Genomic DNA, 16,140 nt, shown 5'->3' on the forward strand with positions numbered 1-16,140 from the left:
GCCCGGCAATCCGCGCAGATCGCCGGACCGGGGGCCAGGCACAGTCCGCACTGACCGGGGTACAGGGCCTCCCCCAGCCAGTCGACGCAGGCCGCAGCCCGGGCCCTCAAGCGCGCGGCCGGAGACCGCCTGGAAACGGGGCGCAATGAAGGGTCCGGGGCCATAATGGTATGCTCTGCTTTTTGCATGCAGGGTAGACCATGGCCACCAGGACCGTCTCCGGACGCAGCTCGCGGCGCGCCGCGTCGATGTTCGATATCGGCAACCTGATCAGCGTGTCGATTGCCGGCATCCCGCTGTTCCTGGTGAGCAGCGAGGGCGTCGGGGTCGGTTTCATCATCGCCGCGATCATGGGCATCGTGCCGCTGGTACTGTGGTTTGGCGGCTCGATGCTGGTCTACGCCCTGAACAAGCACCACCCCGATCCCCGCGTCGGCCACTTCACGCAGTGGGCCGCCTATCGCTACTACGCCCTGATGGGCCTGCTGATCGGGGTCGCCACCTTCTTTCCGCCGGATCTGAACTACTACCGCGCCTACTGGGCAATCGCCGCGGCCATCCTGCTGCCGTGGACGATCTACGCCCTGTTCAATATCTATCGCGAGCCCTGGACGGACGTCGAGATCCCCGCCGAAGCCGACAAGGAACATCATCTATGAGCACGCCCCGCCACGACTGGAACACCGACGAGGTCGAGGCCCTGCTCGACCTGCCGCTGAATGACCTGATCTTCCGCGCGCAGACCGTCCACCGCGAGCACTTCGACCCGAACGCGGTCCAGGTGAGCACGCTGCTGTCGATCAAGACCGGGGCCTGCCCCGAGGACTGCGCCTACTGCCCGCAAAGCGCGCACCACGAGGTCGAGATCGAGCGCGAACGCCTGCTGCCGCTGGACGAGGTGCTGGAGGCGGCCCGCAACGCTCGCGCCCAGGGCGCGACCCGCTTCTGCATGGGCGCGGCCTGGCGCAACCCCACCGACAAGAACCTGGAGCGCGTGATCGAGATGGTCCGCGCGGTGAAGGACGAGGGCCTCGAGACCTGCATGACCCTCGGCATGCTGAAGGCCGAGCAGGCCAAACGCCTGTCCGAGGCGGGACTGGACTACTACAACCACAACCTCGACACCTCGCCGGAGTTCTACGGTCACATCATCTCGACGCGCACCTACGACGATCGCCTCGAGACCCTGGAGCACGTACGCGAGGCCGGGATGAATGTCTGCTGCGGCGGCATCCTCGGCATGGGCGAGTCGCGCCGCGACCGCGCGCGGCTGCTGCAACAGATGGCCAACCTGCCGAAGCACCCGGAGTCGGTGCCGATCAACCAGCTGATCCAGGTCGAGGGCACGCCGCTGCACGGCATCGAGCACCTCGACCCGCTGGAGTTCGTGCGTACCATCGCGGCCACCCGCATCCTGATGCCGGCCTCCTACGTGCGCCTGTCCGCCGGGCGCACCGAGATGTCCGACGAGATGCAGGCCCTGTGCTTCCTCGCCGGTGCCAACTCGCTGTTCTACGGCGACACCCTGCTGACCACGCCAAACCCCGGCGAGAACCACGACCTCGCGCTGTTCGAGCGCCTGGGCCTGCGCCCGGAGACTGGCCCGGAAGCCCCTGCGCAATCGGACCAGCCAGCCTCCGCCTCGGCCTGAGCCAGACCGGCGGTGAGCGGCGGCTTCCCCGACCATTTCTCGGCGGTGGCTAACGCTTACGCCCGCCACCGCCCGGACTACCCGGCCGAGCTGTTTGACTGGCTGGCGGCGCACACTCCGCACCACGAGCGCGCCTGGGACTGTGCCAGCGGCAACGGCCAGGCCGCGCGGGGCCTGGCGCCCCACTTCTCGCAGGTCTTCGCCACGGACGCCGCCCCATCGCTGCTGGCCACACTGCCGGATCACTCCGGGATCGACCGCGTCGCCTGTGCCGCCGAGGCCTGTGCTCTGGCCGATGGCTCGGTCGACCTAGCCTGTGTGGCCCAGGCCGCGCACTGGTTCCGCCACCCCGAGTTCCACGACGAGGTCGCCCGCGTCCTGCGCCCGGGCGGACTCCTGGCGATCTGGGGCTACGGCGTGCTGCGGGCCGAGGACCCGGCACTGGACCACCTGCTGATCGACTTCCACGACACCACCCTTGCGCCCTGGTGGCCGGAAGAGCGCCAGCACATCCGCAACCACTACCGCGACCTGCCGTTTCCCTGGCCCGAGATCGAGGCGCCCGAGTTTCGCATCACGCGCGAATGGGACCGCGCCACCCTGCTGGGCTATCTCGGTACCTGGTCCGCGATCCGCCGCGCCCGCGCCGCCGGCCAGGACCCGCTGGCCGCGCTGGCACCGGCCCTGCAAGCCCTGTGGTCCAACCCGAGCATGCCGGCACGGGTGCACTGGCCGATCTTCCTGCGTGCGGGCCTGCGCCCATGAGCGACTCACTCGATCACTACCTGGAGCAACGCCTGAGCACTGTGCGCGACGCCGGGCTATGGCGCCGCACCCGCATCCTCGACGGCCCACAGCGGCCCGAACAGGTTATCGACGGCCACCGCGTGATTGCCTTTTGCTCGAACGACTACCTGGGCCTGGCCGGTGACCCGGCGGTCGCCGCCGCCGCCCGCAAGGCGCTGGATCAGTACGGCGTCGGTGCGGGGGCCGCCCATTTGATCAACGGCCACACCCGCGCCCACGAGGAGCTGGAACAAGCCCTGGCCCACTTCACCGGGCGCGCTCGGGCACTCGTCTTCTCCACCGGCTACATGGCCAACCTGGCCCTGGTCCAGGCCCTGGTCGGGCGCCACGACACCGTCTTCGAGGACCGCCTGAACCACGCCTCGCTGATCGACGCCGTGCGCCTGTCGGGCGCGCGCAGCCAGCGCTACCGCCACGCCGAGCCCGCACACCTGCGCGAGCGCCTGGAGAAGGCGCCCGCGACCGGCCAGCGCCTGATCGTCACCGACGGCGTGTTCTCCATGGACGGCGATATCGCCCCGCTTCCGGAACTCGCCGCCCTGGCGCGCGAATACAATGCCTGGCTGATGGTGGACGACGCCCACGGCCTGTCAGTGCTGGGCGACACCGGCGGCGGCAGCTGCCAGTACTTCGGTCTCGGCAGCGACGACGTACCGATCCTGATGGGCACCCTGGGCAAGGGCTTCGGCACCGCCGGGGCCTTCGTGGCCGGCTCCGAACGGCTGATCGAGACCCTGATCCAGACCGCGCGCCCCTACATCTACACCACCGCGATGCCGGCCGCCCTGGCCGCCGCCACCCTGGCCTCGGTGCATATCGCCGCGTCCGCCCACGACCGCCGCGAGCACCTGCAGAACCTGTTGCGACGCTTGGGCGACGGGCTGGATCGCCTCGGCCTGCCACACCCACCGCCCCTCACGCCCATCCAGCCTGTCACCCTGGGCACCGCCACTCGCGCGAGCGCCGTCGCCGAGCGCCTGTTCGAGGCCGGTTTCCTGGTCCCCGCGATCCGCCCCCCGACCGTCCCGGAAGGCGAGGCCCGCCTGCGCATCACCCTGTCCGCCGCCCACACCCAAACGCAGGTCGACGCACTGCTGCAGGCACTGGAACGCGCCCTCGATCAGACCTAGACGTGACTCTGCGCAAACGCCGCAACCGCGACCTCGACAACGGCAGCTGCAGCTGCAGCTGCAGCTTCGAGATGACCATCGACGGCCAGAGCCACACCGGCACTGCCTGCCCAGACGAACCCGGCCACAGGGACATCCGCGGATAGACCCAGTTGCGGACTATCCACCAACCGTCATTGCGAGGAGCAAAGCGACGAAGCAATCGCCATCCGGATGCCCCCGGGCAGAATATTGGCAGATTGCCTGCCCCGGCAGATTGCTTCGTCGCCTTCGGCTCCTCGCAATGACGACTTGGTCGTCTCACCACGTTGCAACGCAGACGTGCGACTGGGTCAGCCTCCCCCTACAGCTCGCCGCGTTCGGCCAGGGAGACGGCCTCGTCGGCGATGATCACGTGATCGAGGACGCGGATGTCCACCAGCCCCAGGGCGTCGGTCAGGCGGCGGGTGATGGCGACATCCGAACGCGACGGCTCGGCCACGCCCGAGGGGTGGTTATGGGCCAGGATCACAGCCGCCGCGTTGTGGTGCAGCGCGCGCCGCACAACCTCGCGCGGGTGCACGGAGGCACCGTCGATGGTGCCGCGAAAGAGTTCCTCAAAGGCGATCACGCGGTGGCGGTTATCGAGGAACAGCACGCCGAAGACCTCGAAGGGATAGTCGCGCAGGCGCGCCGCCAGGAACTGCCGGGTGGTCGCGGGCGAGGTCAGCGCATCGCCGCGCTCGAGGTCCGCAGCCAGGTGCCGTCGCCCCATCTCCAGCACGGCCTGGAGCTGGGCGTACTTGGCATCCCCCAGCCCCGGGGCGGCGCAAAACCCCGCCTGATCCGCCTGTAATAAAGGCCGCAGCCCGCCGAAGCGGCTGAGCAGGTCCCGCGCGACATCCACCGCGCTCTTGCCGGCCACGCCGGTGCGCAGAAAGATTGCCAGCAACTCCGCATCCGAAAGCGCGGCCGCGCCGCGTTCGATCAGCCTCTCCCGCGGGCGCTCGGCCGCGGGCCAGTCGGTAATCGCCATCACCACCTCCCTGTGGTTGCGTTACGTTCGATTTTTTCGGTCCGGGTCCACCTCCGCGGAATGCGTCATCCAATAGAGGCAGGGTGCGTTGAGCCCCGCGAAACGCACCGTTCAAACGCTCGGACCATCCACCATCGTCCGGGGGCGCCCCACACTTCCGTGATGCGATTCGCGGCGCTCATCCGCATCCTACAACCCGGAACTACACCCAACCGTAGGATGCGTTGAGCGCAGCGAAACACATCATTTCAGCATTAGACGCCGCACCGAAGCGGGATGAAATGCAGCGCTTGGGCCCTGGGCTAGTCCTCGAAGCGGGAGATGTCGCGCACCGCGCCGTAGGCGGCGGAGGTCGTCATCAGGGCGTAGGCGCGCAAGGCCTGGGTGACGGCCCGCTCCCGCGACTCGGGTTTCCAGGCCTTCGCGCCACGGGCCTCCATGGCCTCGCGCCGTGCGGCCAGCGTGGCGTCGTCGACGTCGATGCGGATCTCGCGACCGGGGATGTCGATCACGATGGTGTCGCCTTCCTCGATCAGGCCGATCGCACCACCCTGCGCCGCCTCCGGCGAGACGTGACCGATCGACAGCCCGGAGGTGCCGCCGGAGAAGCGCCCGTCGGTGACCAGCGCGCATTCCTTGCCCAGGCCCTTGGACTTGAGATACGACGTCGGGTAGAGCATTTCCTGCATGCCCGGGCCGCCCTTGGGGCCCTCGTAGCGGATGATCACCACGTCGCCCGCCTGGATCTGGTCACCAAGAATGGCCTCCACCGTCGCGTCCTGGCTCTCGAAGACCCGGGCCGGACCCGAGAATGTCAGGATGCTGTCGTCCACCCCGGCAGTCTTCACGATGCAGCCATCCGGGGCCATGTTGCCGTAGAGCACGGCCAGGCCACCGTCCTTCGAGTAGGCATGCTCGATGTCGCGGATGCAGCCGTTCTCGCGGTCGATGTCCAGGCTGTCCCAGGTCTTGTCCTGGCTGAACGCGACCTGGGTAGGCACACCGCCCGGGGCGGCCTGGTAAAGCGTCTCGGCCTCGGCGGCGTGGCGCATCACGTCCCACTGTTCCAGGGCCTGGCCCATGGTCTCGGCGTGCACGGTGGGAATGTCGCGGTGAATCAGCCCGCCGCGGTCCAGCTCCGCGAGGATGCCGACCACACCACCGGCGCGGTGGACATCCTCCATGTGATAGAGCTGGGTGGCCGGGGCGACCTTGCACAGATTCGGCACCTTGCGCGACAGGCGGTCGATGTCGGCCATGGTGAAGTCGACCTCGCCCTCGCGCGCGGCCGCCAGCAGGTGCAGCACCGTGTTGGTGGAGCCGCCCATCGCGATATCCAGGCTCATCGCGTTCTCGAACGCCTCGAAGGTGGCGATGGAACGCGGCAAAGCAGATTCATCGTCCTGCTCGTAGTAACGCTTGGCCAGTTCGACCACGCGCCGGCCGGCCTGCTCGAACAGGCTCTTGCGCCCGGCGTGGGTGGCCAGCAGCGAGCCGTTGCCCGGCAGCGACAGCCCCAGCGCCTCGGTCAGGCAGTTCATCGAATTGGCGGTGAACATGCCGGAGCAGGACCCGCAGGTCGGGCAGGCGGAGCGCTCGATGGCCTCCACTTCTTCATCACTGGCACTGGAGTCGGCGGCCTTGACCATCGCGTCCACCAGATCCAGGTGGATGACCTTGTCGCTGCCCGGGGCCTGCACCTTGCCGGCCTCCATCGGCCCGCCGGAGACGAACACCACCGGGATGTTCAGGCGCATCGCGGCCATCAGCATGCCGGGGGTGATCTTGTCGCAGTTGGAGATGCAGACCAGGGCATCGGCGCAGTGTGCGTTGACCATGTACTCGACCGAGTCGGCGATGATCTCGCGCGAGGGCAGCGAATAGAGCATCCCGCCGTGGCCCATCGCGATCCCGTCGTCCACCGCGATGGTGTTGAACTCCTTGGCCACCCCGCCGGCCTTTTCCACCTCGCCGGCCACCAGCTGGCCCAGGTCCTTCAGATGCACGTGCCCGGGCACGAACTGGGTGAAGGAGTTGGCAATGGCGATGATCGGCTTGCCGAAGTCGCCATCCTTCATGCCGGTGGCGCGCCACAGGGCGCGGGCACCCGCCATATTGCGGCCGTGGGTGGTGGTGCGGGAACGATAGGCGGGCATGTATAGTCTCGTGAACGATTACGGTGAACGCAGATCGTACATAATGAGTCGTACAAACCCCAGTACCCCGGAGCACCTGCAATGAAAATCGAAGTCGAGAACATCAAGTGTGGCGGCTGCGCCAGCTCCATCCGCAAGGGCCTGCTGCAGGTCGAGGGCGTCACCGACGCCGAGGTGGACGTGGAAGGCGGTGCGGTTGATATCGAGGCGCCCGACAGCGCCCGCGAGGCGGTCGCCGCCAAGCTCGCCAGCATGGGCTACCCCGAGGTCGGTTCGGTCTCCGGCCTGCGCTCCGCCAGCGCCAAGGCCAAGTCGTTTGCCAGCTGCGCCGTGGGGCGCATGAGCGGCGAATAGGCTTGATCAATACGTCGCGGGGGCGCGCGCAGCCCGGCCTTGTCGGGCTGGTGCTGCTGTTCGCCCTGGGCACGGGGCTGGCGCAGGCCGAAAGCGGGCTGCCGACCGCCGAACTGCAACTCGGCGAACAAGCCCTGACGATCGAGATCGCCGCGACCGACCGTAGCCGCCGGATCGGGCTGATGCACCGCGACCACCTGCCCGCCGACCACGGCATGCTGTTCATCTGGCCACGACCGGCACACTACGGCATGTGGATGCAAAACACCCGCATCCCGCTGGACGTGGCCTTCATCGATGCCGACTTCACCATTACCAACATCGCCAGCATGACGCCCCACTCCACCCGCATACACGAGGCGAAACGGCCGGTGCGCTACGCCCTGGAGGTCAATGCCGGGTGGTTCAAGGAGCACGGCATCGCGCCCGGCGCCTCCGTCCCGGACCTCGAGCGCCTCGTGGGCGAGACCGACTAGGGAAACACGGATCAATGTTTCCCTAACACCCCTTCCCGCAGGATCGGGCCAGCAGGCCTGACTGATCCCACGTGTACATTGATCCGTGATTCCCTAGACTGTCTGCTCAAGGACATCACCAGGAAACGGACACGCCCGTGACCGCCACATCCAACCCAGCCGCCCGCAATCACGCGCCCTCGCGCCGAGCCCCGCAGCCCGGGGAGCTCGCCTGGTTCCGTGATGCGGTGCCGTACATCGCCGCCCACCGCGGGCGCACCATGGTGATCGCGCTCGCAGGCGAGGCCGCTCAGGCGCCGGAGTTTCCGGCACTGATGCGCGATATCGCCAAGCTCAATGCCCTGGGTATCCGGGTCGTGCTGGTCTACGGGGCGCGCCCGCAAATCGAGGCACGGATGAGCGAGCGCGGACTGACCCCGGCCTACGCCAACGGGTTGCGCGTAACGGATGGCGCAGCGCTGGAAGCCGTGCTGGATGCGGTCGGTCGGCTGCGCCTGCAGATCGAGGGCCTGCTCTCGCGCAGCCTCGGCCAGCCGGGTACCGGCAACGCACGCCTGCGCGTGGCCAGTGGCAACTTCGTCACCGCACGGCCACTGGGCGTACGCGACGGCGTGGACTTCCACTACACCGGCGAGGTGCGCGGGGTGGACACCACCGCCCTCGCGGCCCTGCTGGACCGCGAGCAGGTGGCCCTGGTCTCCCCGCTCGGTTACTCCCCCACCGGCGAGGTGTTCAACCTCTCCGGCGAGGATGTCGCCACCCAGGTCGCGATCGCACTGAATGCCGACAAGCTGATCTTTCTCACCGAGGCCGGGGTGTTGCGTGATCCCGAACACGGCGTGCTGGACCAGCTCACCGTGCCGGCCGCCCAGAAGCTGCTGGAGACCGCCACCGACCTGCCGCAGGAACTGGCCAACCATCTGAAGAGCGCGCTCGACGCCTGTCGCCAGCGCGAGATCCGGGTGCACCTGATCGACCGTCGGGACGACGGTGGGCTTCTGACCGAGCTGTTCACCCGTCTGGGAATCGGCACACTGGTCTCGCGCGAGCCACTGGAACGGCTGCGCCCGGCCACACTCGACGATGTCGGCGGCATCCATGCACTACTGGAACCACTGGAGGCCGAGGGCATCCTGGTGCATCGCGCGCGGGAGCACCTGGAGCTGGAGATCGACCGCTTCCAGGTGCTGGAGGCCGACGGCCTGATCATCGGGACCGCCGCGCTCTACCCGTTCGAGGCGGATGCCGCGGAGATCGCCTGCCTGGCCCTGCACGCGGATTACCGCGGGAGCGGCCGCGGCGACCGTTTGCTGCAGGCGATGGAACACCTGGCGCAGGAACAGGGAATCCGGCGGGTATTCGTGCTCACCACACGCACCGCCCAGTGGTTCCAGGAACGCGGTTACACGCCAGGCAAGGTGGACGATCTGCCCGTCAGCCGGCAGACCCGCTACAACCAGGCGCGCAACTCGCGGGTGTTTACCCGAACCCTGACGGACGCATAATCCCACACCCTGAGCGGCGCGGGGTTCGTTCTCGGCGGCTATTGCGCGTAGCGATCCTCTTCGCGCTCGTGGGCCTCCTGGGCCACCACGCTCAGCGTGGCAATCGGGCGCGCCTCCAGCCGGGCGATGCCGATCGGTTCACCGGTCTCCTCGCAATAGCCGTATTCGCCCTGCTCGATGCGCGCCAGCGCCGCGTCAATCTTGTTCAGGAGCTTGCGGTACCGATCCCGGGTACGCAGCTCCAGGCCGGCATCGGTCTCGTGGCTGGCGCGGTCATTCGGGTCCGGTTCCTGCCAGCTCTCGCTGCGCAGGTGCTCCAGAGTCTGTTCCGATTCCTCGATCAGCTCGGCACGCCAGGCCTCGAGCTTGGCGCGAAAGTAGTCCAGTTGACGCGGATTCATGTAGGGTTCGTCCTCGGACGGACGGTACCCGGAATCCGGGCGGGTCTTGGCTTCTTGGCTCATCTTGGACCCCTCGCCAGGCCCCCTCTCGCCCCATGCGGGAAGGCCCCGGCGCATTGCACGGTACACCCGATCGAGTATAGGGCAATAACCCTGCCGGGCGGCAAACACGAAAGCGCGCCCGAACGCACACAACCGGCACCATACGGAAAACGACACCGGCCGCATGCAGCACATCCTTCAGATCAGCGACACCCACCTCGGCCGGGAGCCGGGCCCCATTCGACCGGGTTATCCCGACAGCGACCGCCAGCTCGCCCGCGTGCTCGAGACCCTGCGCCGGAACGAGGCCCGGCCGGACCTGCTATGGCTCACGGGCGACCTGGCCGAAGATCCGGATCCGGCGGCCTACACGCGACTCCTCGCAATGCTCGACGAACACGCGAAGGGCTGGCCGCTCGCCGGCCTGGCGGGCAACCACGATGACTGGACCCTGCTGCACCGCGCCTTCACGGGCGCCGGACACGCCCTGGACAGCCACCGGCTGCTCGGCGACTGGCTGCTGGTCGGGATCAATTCTGCGGTTGCGGGGCAGGCGTCCGGGCGCATCGAGCCGGCCGAGTTGTCGCGCCTGGATCAAGTACTGACCGCACACCCCGATCACTGGGGCATGGTCGCCGTTCACCACCCGGTCGTGCCCATCGGCAGCGCATGGATGGACCGGATCGGCCTGACCAATCCCGGCGACCTGTTCGCGATCCTGGATCACCACCCGCGCGTACGCGCCTGCCTGTTCGGCCACATCCATCAGGATTTCCGCGCCGAGCGCCAGGGCGTCGAACTGCTGGGCTGCCCCTCCACCTGCGTCCAGTTCGCCCCCGGCTCCGAACAGTTCGCGCTGGATACCGAACACGCCGGCTACCGCGTACTGGCACTGCATGCCGATGGCCGCATCGACACCCGCGTCGAGCGGATATCCGACGAATTTCCCGAGGCCCGCGCATGATCCCGGACGATCGCCGCAGCGAGCAGCTCCAGGCCTGGCTGAAGGACCAGCCGGGCAGGTTCACCGACCTGGCACTCCTGCGCGCGGATGCCAGTTTTCGGCGCTATTTTCGCCTGTGCCGCGACGACCAACCGGTGGTGCTGATGGATGCGCCACCCGAGCGCGAGGCCACCGAGCCGTTCGTGGAGATCGCGCGACTGCTGGAATCGCTGGGGCTGCGCCCGCCGCGCATCCTTGCGCACGATCCAGCCACCGGCTTCGTGCTGCTCGAGGACCTCGGCGACCGAACCTTCACCCGGGCCCTCGCCGAGGAGGGGGCCGCGGAAGGTCCTTTGTACGACCGCGCCATCGACACCCTGATCCAGCTGCATCGCGCCTGGCCAGCGCAGGCCGCAAAGGCCCCGGACGTCCCCGCCTACGACACCCCGCGCCTGCTGGACGAGGCCGCGCTGTTTGCCGACTGGTACTGGCCGGAACAACACGGCACCCCGATGAGCGCCTCCCTGCGCAACGGATTTCTCGCAGCCTGGCGGGAGGCGCTGGAAGGCCTGCCCGTCCTGCCCGGGACACTGGTGCTACGCGACTTCCACGTGGACAACCTGATGCTGCCACCCGGCGAGGATGGCGATTGTGCCGTCCTGGATTTCCAGGATGCCGTGATCGGCAGCCCCGCCTACGATGTCGTCTCGCTGCTGGAAGACGCCCGGCGCGAGGTGTCACCCGCTACCGTGGAGCGGGCATTGGAGCGTTATGCCGCGGGAACGGCCTGGGACCCCGAGGTCTTCATGCAGCACTACCGCGTCCTCGGTGTCCAGCGCACCACCAAGATCCTCGGGATCTTCGTGCGCCTGGCGCGCCGGGATGCCAAACCACGCTACCTGGAACACCTGCCGCGCCTGCATCGACTCCTGGCGCAGGGGCTGTCACAGCCGGCGCTGGCACCGGTGGCGGGCTGGTTCCAAACCCACATGCCCGAACGCATGCGGGAGGATTAAGCCATGCGCGCAATGATCTTGGCCGCCGGGCGCGGCGAACGCATGCGCCCGTTGACCGACCACTGCCCCAAGCCGCTGCTGCCGGTCGGTGGCCGGCCGCTGATCGGCTACACGCTGGATCGTCTGGCGACCGCCGGGTACCGCGAGGTAGTCATCAACCTCGCGCATCTGGGCGAACAGATCCGCGCCACCCTGGGTGAATGCCAGACGGGCCTCGCCATTCGCTACTCACCGGAGCCCGAGGGTGCCCTGGAGACCGCGGGCGGGATCCGCCAGGCCCTTCCCCTTCTGGGGGAGGAGCCGTTTCTGGTGGTCAATGGCGATGTCTGGTGCGACCACCCGCTGACACCCCCGGCGACGATGAACACAGCCACCGACCGACCGCTCGCGCACCTCGTACTGGTGGCCAACCCCGACCATCACACGCAGGGCGATTTCGCCCTGGACGGGGAGCGGGTGGCCCTGGCGGGGAACGAGTTGCTGACCTTCAGCGGCATCGGCTGGTACGACCCGGCGCTGTTCCGTGATCTGCCACCGGGGCGCCGGGCCCTCGGACCCTTGCTGCGTCAAGCCATCGAGGCCGGCCGGGTCACCGGCGAACACTACACCGGCGCCTGGCGCGACATCGGCACACCGGAGCGCCTGGCGGCGCTGGACACCGAGCTTGGGGGGCGCTGATCACCCAACGCAGGGGGGATACGGCCGGTCCGGTCAGGGCTTGATGTAGGTGTAACCGGAGCGTTGCAGGCGGGTCAGTTCCACGATGCCACTGGGAACCACGTCCCTGTCCGATACCTCATGCAGATCGCTGCGTTCGAGCCCGCGCGATTCCAGCGAGTTTCCACACACCAAAAAGCGCACATCCTGCAGCTTAAGGGTGTTCACGGTACTGCGCAGGTCCGGATCGGTACGGGCGTGCTGCAGCAGACTGATGCCGCTGCCATGAGTCAACACCTTGATCTTGAGCGAAACATCATCGGGGCTACCGTCGATGTGATTCTGCAGGTTGCGCAGGGCGTTCAGGTGGAGCTCCGGGTCATCGGTGTTGATGTGATAGACCACCCGCAGCGGCTCTTCGGCCGCCGGCGCCTTGGCGACGACGCCCATCAATACAGCAGTCGCGCCGCCCGCCGCCAGCATCAACAAGAGCGCCCCGGCCAGAAACCAGCCGGGGCGCAGCACTTGTGGGTCGACTTGCATCGAGACTCCGGCCGTGCCGAATCAGACCTTGATGTAGATCCAGCCTTCCGCCTGACGGCGGGCCGCCTCGGCGACGCCAGAATCAATCAGTTCAGCCTGTGGCAGGATATCCACCTTCTGGCCTTCCTCGCGCGCCAGGCGGTTGAGGGTCTGGGCACAGGCGGTAAAGCGCAGCGTGGGGTACGCCTCCGCCATGCTCGCGACACGTTCCGGATAGGGTGCGCTGTCGGTTCGCAGCATGCCCATCGCGTTGTTGTGCACCACCACCTGCACGTTCAGGTCGCGCCCGACCGTGGCCGCCTCGCGATACATGCTCTCGATGTCGTCCAGCAACTCGGCCACCGCACGGGTATCCGCCTCGTTGATGTGCAGCAGAATCTGATCGGTTTCGGTAGCCGAAAACACCTGCTGCGGGGCCGCGGCCCCGCCGGGCGCGTTATCGCTGGCAGCCACCTGCGCCAGGGCCCCGGACTCCTGGCCGGGCGCAGCAGCATGGTCGCCCCCGAAGAAGCCGGCATCGCGAGTGATCTCGTATCCACCCAGCGAACCCACGACCAGCGCGAGCACCCCGGCCGCCACCGACGGGAACCAGGCCGAACCTCCACCGCGCGATAACCGGCAACGGCCACCGGTGGTGCCGGCCGCGCGCCCGGCCGGGACGTCTTCGTAGGCCATGTTCACCAGCTCCTTGAGCTGGTGCATGTCGCAGACCTCGCGACTCAGATGCTCACTGGAGGCGATCGTCTTCAGCGTAAACAGACGATCCTCCGGCGAGAACTCGCCGTCCACGAAGGCATTGAGAATCTCCTCGCTGGGTCGATTCTTTGCACTCAGTCGTTCATTCGACATGCCGATTCCTCACTACCTTGAGATAGGGTGTATCGGCCGCTGTCCCCGTGTCGGCCTGCTGCTCCAGCAGCACCTTCTTCAACTGCGCCCGAGCCCGGCTCAGGCGACTCATCACGGTGCCGATCGGTACGTCCAGCACCTCCGAGACCTCGGAGTAGGCAAAACCCTCCAGGTCCACCAGCGCGACCACCTGCCGGTGATCGGTACTCAGTTCGGCCATGGCCCGGTGAACATCCGCGACCATGCGATTGCGCTCGGTCTGCTGCTCCGGGCAGTCCTCGCAGGACAGCTCCATGCTGTCCACATCCACCGTGTCCTTCTGCCGCCGGCCCCAGTCGCGATAACAGTTGGTCATGATGCGGAACACCCAGGCCTTCAGGGCGTTCTCGTCCTGCAACGACTTCAGCCGGGTCAGGGCCTTCATCATTGCCTCCTGCACCAGGTCATCCGCCAGCGCGGCATCGTGACACCACGCGAATGCCATGCGGTACATCTGTGGCCGCAGGTCGCACACCTTCTGACGCAGCCTGCGCTGCGCGAACCAGGTCGCCATGTTGTCGATTCCTCCATCCGCAGGCCGTACATGCGGCCTTGCTTGTTCTTGTACCCTGTAGGACGCTACGGGGCGCGAGGCTATTCCGGCCCCTCCACCGCAGACGCCGCACATCCCGGGCTTCGTCGATCAGGATACCCAATGCCATTCGATCCGCAACAACTGGAGCGCGCTTTCGCCTTTGACCCCGATACCGTGCGGGATCTGCGCGAACGCTGGGCGCGCCTGATCACCGATGCCGTCTGGGGCGAGCTCAAGACCGGCACCATCGGCGCCGTCCCGCGCCTGCGCAAGCGCCTGCTGGAACTGGGCGAGAACCTGCGCTCCATGCTGTCGGACCGCGCCTGGATCCCGCACGAGCGCGAACGCGTCAAGGGTGCGATGGCCGCCAGCCTCAACCTGCGTGACAGCCTGCAGCAGACCGACCGCGCTGCCAAGCTGCTCAATGGCGGGGCGGACTTCGAAGCCTTCGAGGCCGACTATCTCGCCTTCCGCAAGAGCCTGCTGACCTTCATCGAGCAACACGAACAGATCTGGGGCGATCTTCTGGAGAGCCTCTATGACGACGCACCGGACGACGACCGGGACGAGGACTAGGCCTTGGGCCGCGAGATCCGCGAGGAGCACTTCGGCGCGGCAGACTTTGACCGCTTCCACCAGGCCCTCGCGGACGAGACGGCCCAGCTGCTGGACTGGCTGCGCACGCAACCGCCCGAGGACCCCGCCCCACCCCCGCGGCTGGGCTTCGAGATCGAAGCCTGGCTATGCGACACCCAGGGGCGACCGCTACCGGTCAATGACGCCTTCCTCGCCGCGATGGACAGCCCGCTGGCCACCCTGGAACTGGCGCAGTTCAATATCGAACTGAACAGCGGCGTCTTCCGCGCCGGTCCCGGCTGCTTCAGCGCCATCCTCGACGAGTTAAACGAGACCCTGCGCCGGGCGCGCCGGGCGGCCCGCCACGCCGGCGCGGAACTGCTGATGGCCGGCAGCCTGCCCACCCTGGAACCGGACGACCTCGGGATCCACCACATGTCGCAGCAGGCCCGCTACCGGGCCCTGAACAGCGCGATCCTGGAACAACGCGCCCAGCGCCCGCTGCAGGTGGACATCGTCGGTCACGAGCACCTCCAGCACCGCCATGCGGACGTGATGCTGGAGGCCGCGGCGACCTCCTTCCAGGTGCATATCGAGACCCGCCCCGAGGTCGCCCACCGCGCCTACAACGCCTCTCTGGTCGCCGCGGCACCGGTGCTGGCCGCCGCCGGCAATACGCCCTACATCTTCGGCCACGACCTCTGGGCCGAGAGCCGCATCCCGTTGTTCGAGCAATCGGTGGAGGTCGGCGGGTTCGCCAACTCGGCGCGTGGCCCGATCCGCCGCGTGACCTTCGGCACCGGCTATCTGCACGCATCCATCGGCGAGTTGTTCACCGAAAACCTCGAGCACTTCCCGGTGTTGCTGCCGGTAGCCCTCGACGAGCCGGCCGATCAACTGGCCCACCTCGCCTTCCACAACGGCACGATCTGGCGCTGGAACCGGCCGATCGTCGGCTGCGATGCGGATGGCCGACGCAGTCTACGCCTGGAGTTTCGCTGCCTGCCGGCCGGCCCGTCGCTGATCGACATGCTGGCCAACACCGCTTTCGCCCTGGGCCTGATCGAGTACCTGGTGGCCGAATCGCCCAACGGAACGCTGGAGACCCCATTTTCCGAGGCCCGCGACAACTTCTACAATGCCGCCCGCTACGGGCTGGATGCTCGCCTGCGCTGGGGCCATCGCGACCCCGTCCCGGCGCCACGCCTGATCACGCGGGAGCTGCTCCCCCGGGCGGCCGAGGGTCTGGAGCGCCTGGGCATCGACCGCAGCGAACGCGACAACCTGCTTGGCATCATCGCCGCGCGCGTCGCCAGCCGCCAGACCGGCACGCACTGGCAACGCGACTGGGTCGCGCGCCACGGCCGCGACTGGCCGGGCCTGGTCCACGCCTACCGCGGCTGGCAGAACACCGGCGCGCCGGTTCACACCTGGGGACTTTGAGG

General features: G+C 67.9%; 18 protein-coding genes. 12 read left to right on the forward strand and 6 right to left on the reverse strand.

All coding sequences use genetic code 11. The features are described 5' to 3' along the window. Positions 1-200 precede the first annotated feature (200 nt). Genes TVD_RS12340 through bioF form a run of 4 tightly spaced genes read left to right on the forward strand, consistent with a single transcriptional unit; the run spans position 201 to position 3,588 of the window. Positions 201-659, forward strand: coding sequence for a hypothetical protein (locus tag TVD_RS12340; protein WP_024327561.1), 459 nt, complete (start codon positions 201-203; stop codon positions 657-659). Continuing rightward, positions 656-1,651, forward strand: coding sequence for a biotin synthase BioB (bioB, locus tag TVD_RS12345; RefSeq protein WP_019594792.1), 996 nt, complete (start codon positions 656-658; stop codon positions 1,649-1,651). Before TVD_RS12340 ends, bioB begins: the two co-directional genes overlap by 4 nt. A 12-nt stretch (positions 1,652-1,663) precedes the next feature. Next, positions 1,664-2,416, forward strand: a complete 753-nt coding sequence (locus TVD_RS12350) for a class I SAM-dependent methyltransferase (protein ID WP_047251716.1) — start codon at positions 1,664-1,666, stop codon at positions 2,414-2,416. After that, complete coding sequence (gene bioF / locus TVD_RS12355; protein ID WP_047251717.1) at positions 2,413-3,588, forward strand: 8-amino-7-oxononanoate synthase; 1,176 nt, start codon at positions 2,413-2,415, stop codon at positions 3,586-3,588. The genes TVD_RS12350 and bioF overlap by 4 nt, the downstream gene beginning before the upstream one ends. 343 nt (positions 3,589-3,931) lie before the next feature. On the opposite strand, the gene radC is transcribed toward bioF, so the two are convergent. Together radC and ilvD are read right to left on the reverse strand one after the other, a co-directional pair. Continuing rightward, positions 3,932-4,603, reverse strand: a complete 672-nt coding sequence (gene radC / locus TVD_RS12360; RefSeq protein WP_018145196.1) for a RadC family protein — start codon at positions 4,601-4,603, stop codon at positions 3,932-3,934. Positions 4,604-4,905: 302 nt separating this feature from the next. Continuing rightward, on the reverse strand, positions 4,906-6,759 hold the full coding sequence (ilvD, locus tag TVD_RS12365) for a dihydroxy-acid dehydratase (RefSeq protein WP_018168978.1): 1,854 nt from the start codon (positions 6,757-6,759) through the stop codon (positions 4,906-4,908). Positions 6,760-6,840: 81 nt separating this feature from the next. On the opposite strand from ilvD, the gene TVD_RS12370 reads away from it, so the two are divergent. The 3 genes from TVD_RS12370 to argA all read left to right on the forward strand — a co-directional run bounded on the left by TVD_RS12370 (position 6,841) and on the right by argA (position 9,094). Next, positions 6,841-7,113, forward strand: a complete 273-nt coding sequence (locus TVD_RS12370) for a heavy-metal-associated domain-containing protein (protein WP_018145194.1) — start codon at positions 6,841-6,843, stop codon at positions 7,111-7,113. Between the two features lie 2 nt (positions 7,114-7,115). Continuing rightward, the gene (locus tag TVD_RS12375) at positions 7,116-7,589 is read left to right on the forward strand and encodes a DUF192 domain-containing protein (RefSeq protein ID WP_047251718.1); all 474 of its coding nucleotides are present in this window, start codon (positions 7,116-7,118) and stop codon (positions 7,587-7,589) included. 137 nt (positions 7,590-7,726) lie between these two features. Then, on the forward strand, positions 7,727-9,094 hold the full coding sequence (argA, locus tag TVD_RS12380) for an amino-acid N-acetyltransferase (protein WP_018937328.1): 1,368 nt from the start codon (positions 7,727-7,729) through the stop codon (positions 9,092-9,094). A gap of 38 nt (positions 9,095-9,132) precedes the next feature. On the opposite strand, the gene dksA is transcribed toward argA, so the two are convergent. Further along, positions 9,133-9,558 (reverse strand): RNA polymerase-binding protein DksA, encoded by a 426-nt coding sequence (dksA, locus tag TVD_RS12385; RefSeq protein ID WP_047251719.1) that lies wholly within the window; start codon positions 9,556-9,558, stop codon positions 9,133-9,135. Between the two features lie 163 nt (positions 9,559-9,721). Between dksA and TVD_RS12390 the strand changes: the two genes are divergently transcribed. From TVD_RS12390 to murU, 3 genes are read left to right on the forward strand one after another with little or no spacing between them, the layout of a single operon-like run. After that, on the forward strand, positions 9,722-10,501 hold the full coding sequence (locus tag TVD_RS12390) for a metallophosphoesterase (protein ID WP_047251720.1): 780 nt from the start codon (positions 9,722-9,724) through the stop codon (positions 10,499-10,501). Further along, positions 10,498-11,496: an aminoglycoside phosphotransferase family protein gene (locus TVD_RS12395; protein ID WP_047251721.1), complete on the forward strand. Its 999-nt coding sequence runs from the start codon at positions 10,498-10,500 to the stop codon at positions 11,494-11,496. The genes TVD_RS12390 and TVD_RS12395 overlap by 4 nt, the downstream gene beginning before the upstream one ends. 3 nt (positions 11,497-11,499) lie before the next feature. Then, on the forward strand, positions 11,500-12,174 hold the full coding sequence (gene murU, locus TVD_RS12400) for an N-acetylmuramate alpha-1-phosphate uridylyltransferase MurU (RefSeq protein WP_018175647.1): 675 nt from the start codon (positions 11,500-11,502) through the stop codon (positions 12,172-12,174). Between the two features lie 33 nt (positions 12,175-12,207). Here murU and TVD_RS12405 read toward each other — a convergent pair whose 3' ends face one another. Genes TVD_RS12405 through TVD_RS12415 form a run of 3 tightly spaced genes read right to left on the reverse strand, consistent with a single transcriptional unit; the run spans position 12,208 to position 14,098 of the window. Beyond that, positions 12,208-12,696, reverse strand: coding sequence for a DsrE family protein (locus TVD_RS12405; RefSeq protein WP_047251722.1), 489 nt, complete (start codon positions 12,694-12,696; stop codon positions 12,208-12,210). 21 nt (positions 12,697-12,717) lie between these two features. Continuing rightward, the gene (locus TVD_RS12410; protein WP_047251723.1) at positions 12,718-13,545 is read right to left on the reverse strand and encodes a DsrE family protein; all 828 of its coding nucleotides are present in this window, start codon (positions 13,543-13,545) and stop codon (positions 12,718-12,720) included. Further along, positions 13,535-14,098 carry an RNA polymerase sigma factor gene (locus TVD_RS12415; RefSeq protein ID WP_018175650.1) on the reverse strand — a complete coding sequence of 188 codons (564 nt, stop codon included), beginning with the start codon at positions 14,096-14,098 and terminating at the stop codon, positions 13,535-13,537. Before TVD_RS12415 ends, TVD_RS12410 begins: the two co-directional genes overlap by 11 nt. Before the next feature lie 141 nt (positions 14,099-14,239). Between TVD_RS12415 and TVD_RS12420 the strand changes: the two genes are divergently transcribed. Further along, positions 14,240-14,695 (forward strand): hypothetical protein, encoded by a 456-nt coding sequence (locus TVD_RS12420; protein WP_019567591.1) that lies wholly within the window; start codon positions 14,240-14,242, stop codon positions 14,693-14,695. A 3-nt stretch (positions 14,696-14,698) separates the two neighbouring features. Further along, positions 14,699-16,138 carry a glutamate-cysteine ligase family protein gene (locus TVD_RS12425; protein ID WP_047251724.1) on the forward strand — a complete coding sequence of 480 codons (1,440 nt, stop codon included), beginning with the start codon at positions 14,699-14,701 and terminating at the stop codon, positions 16,136-16,138. Positions 16,139-16,140: the final 2 nt, after the last annotated feature.

Source organism: Thioalkalivibrio versutus, assembly GCF_001020955.1.
Taxonomy (GTDB): domain Bacteria; phylum Pseudomonadota; class Gammaproteobacteria; order Ectothiorhodospirales; family Ectothiorhodospiraceae; genus Thioalkalivibrio; species Thioalkalivibrio versutus.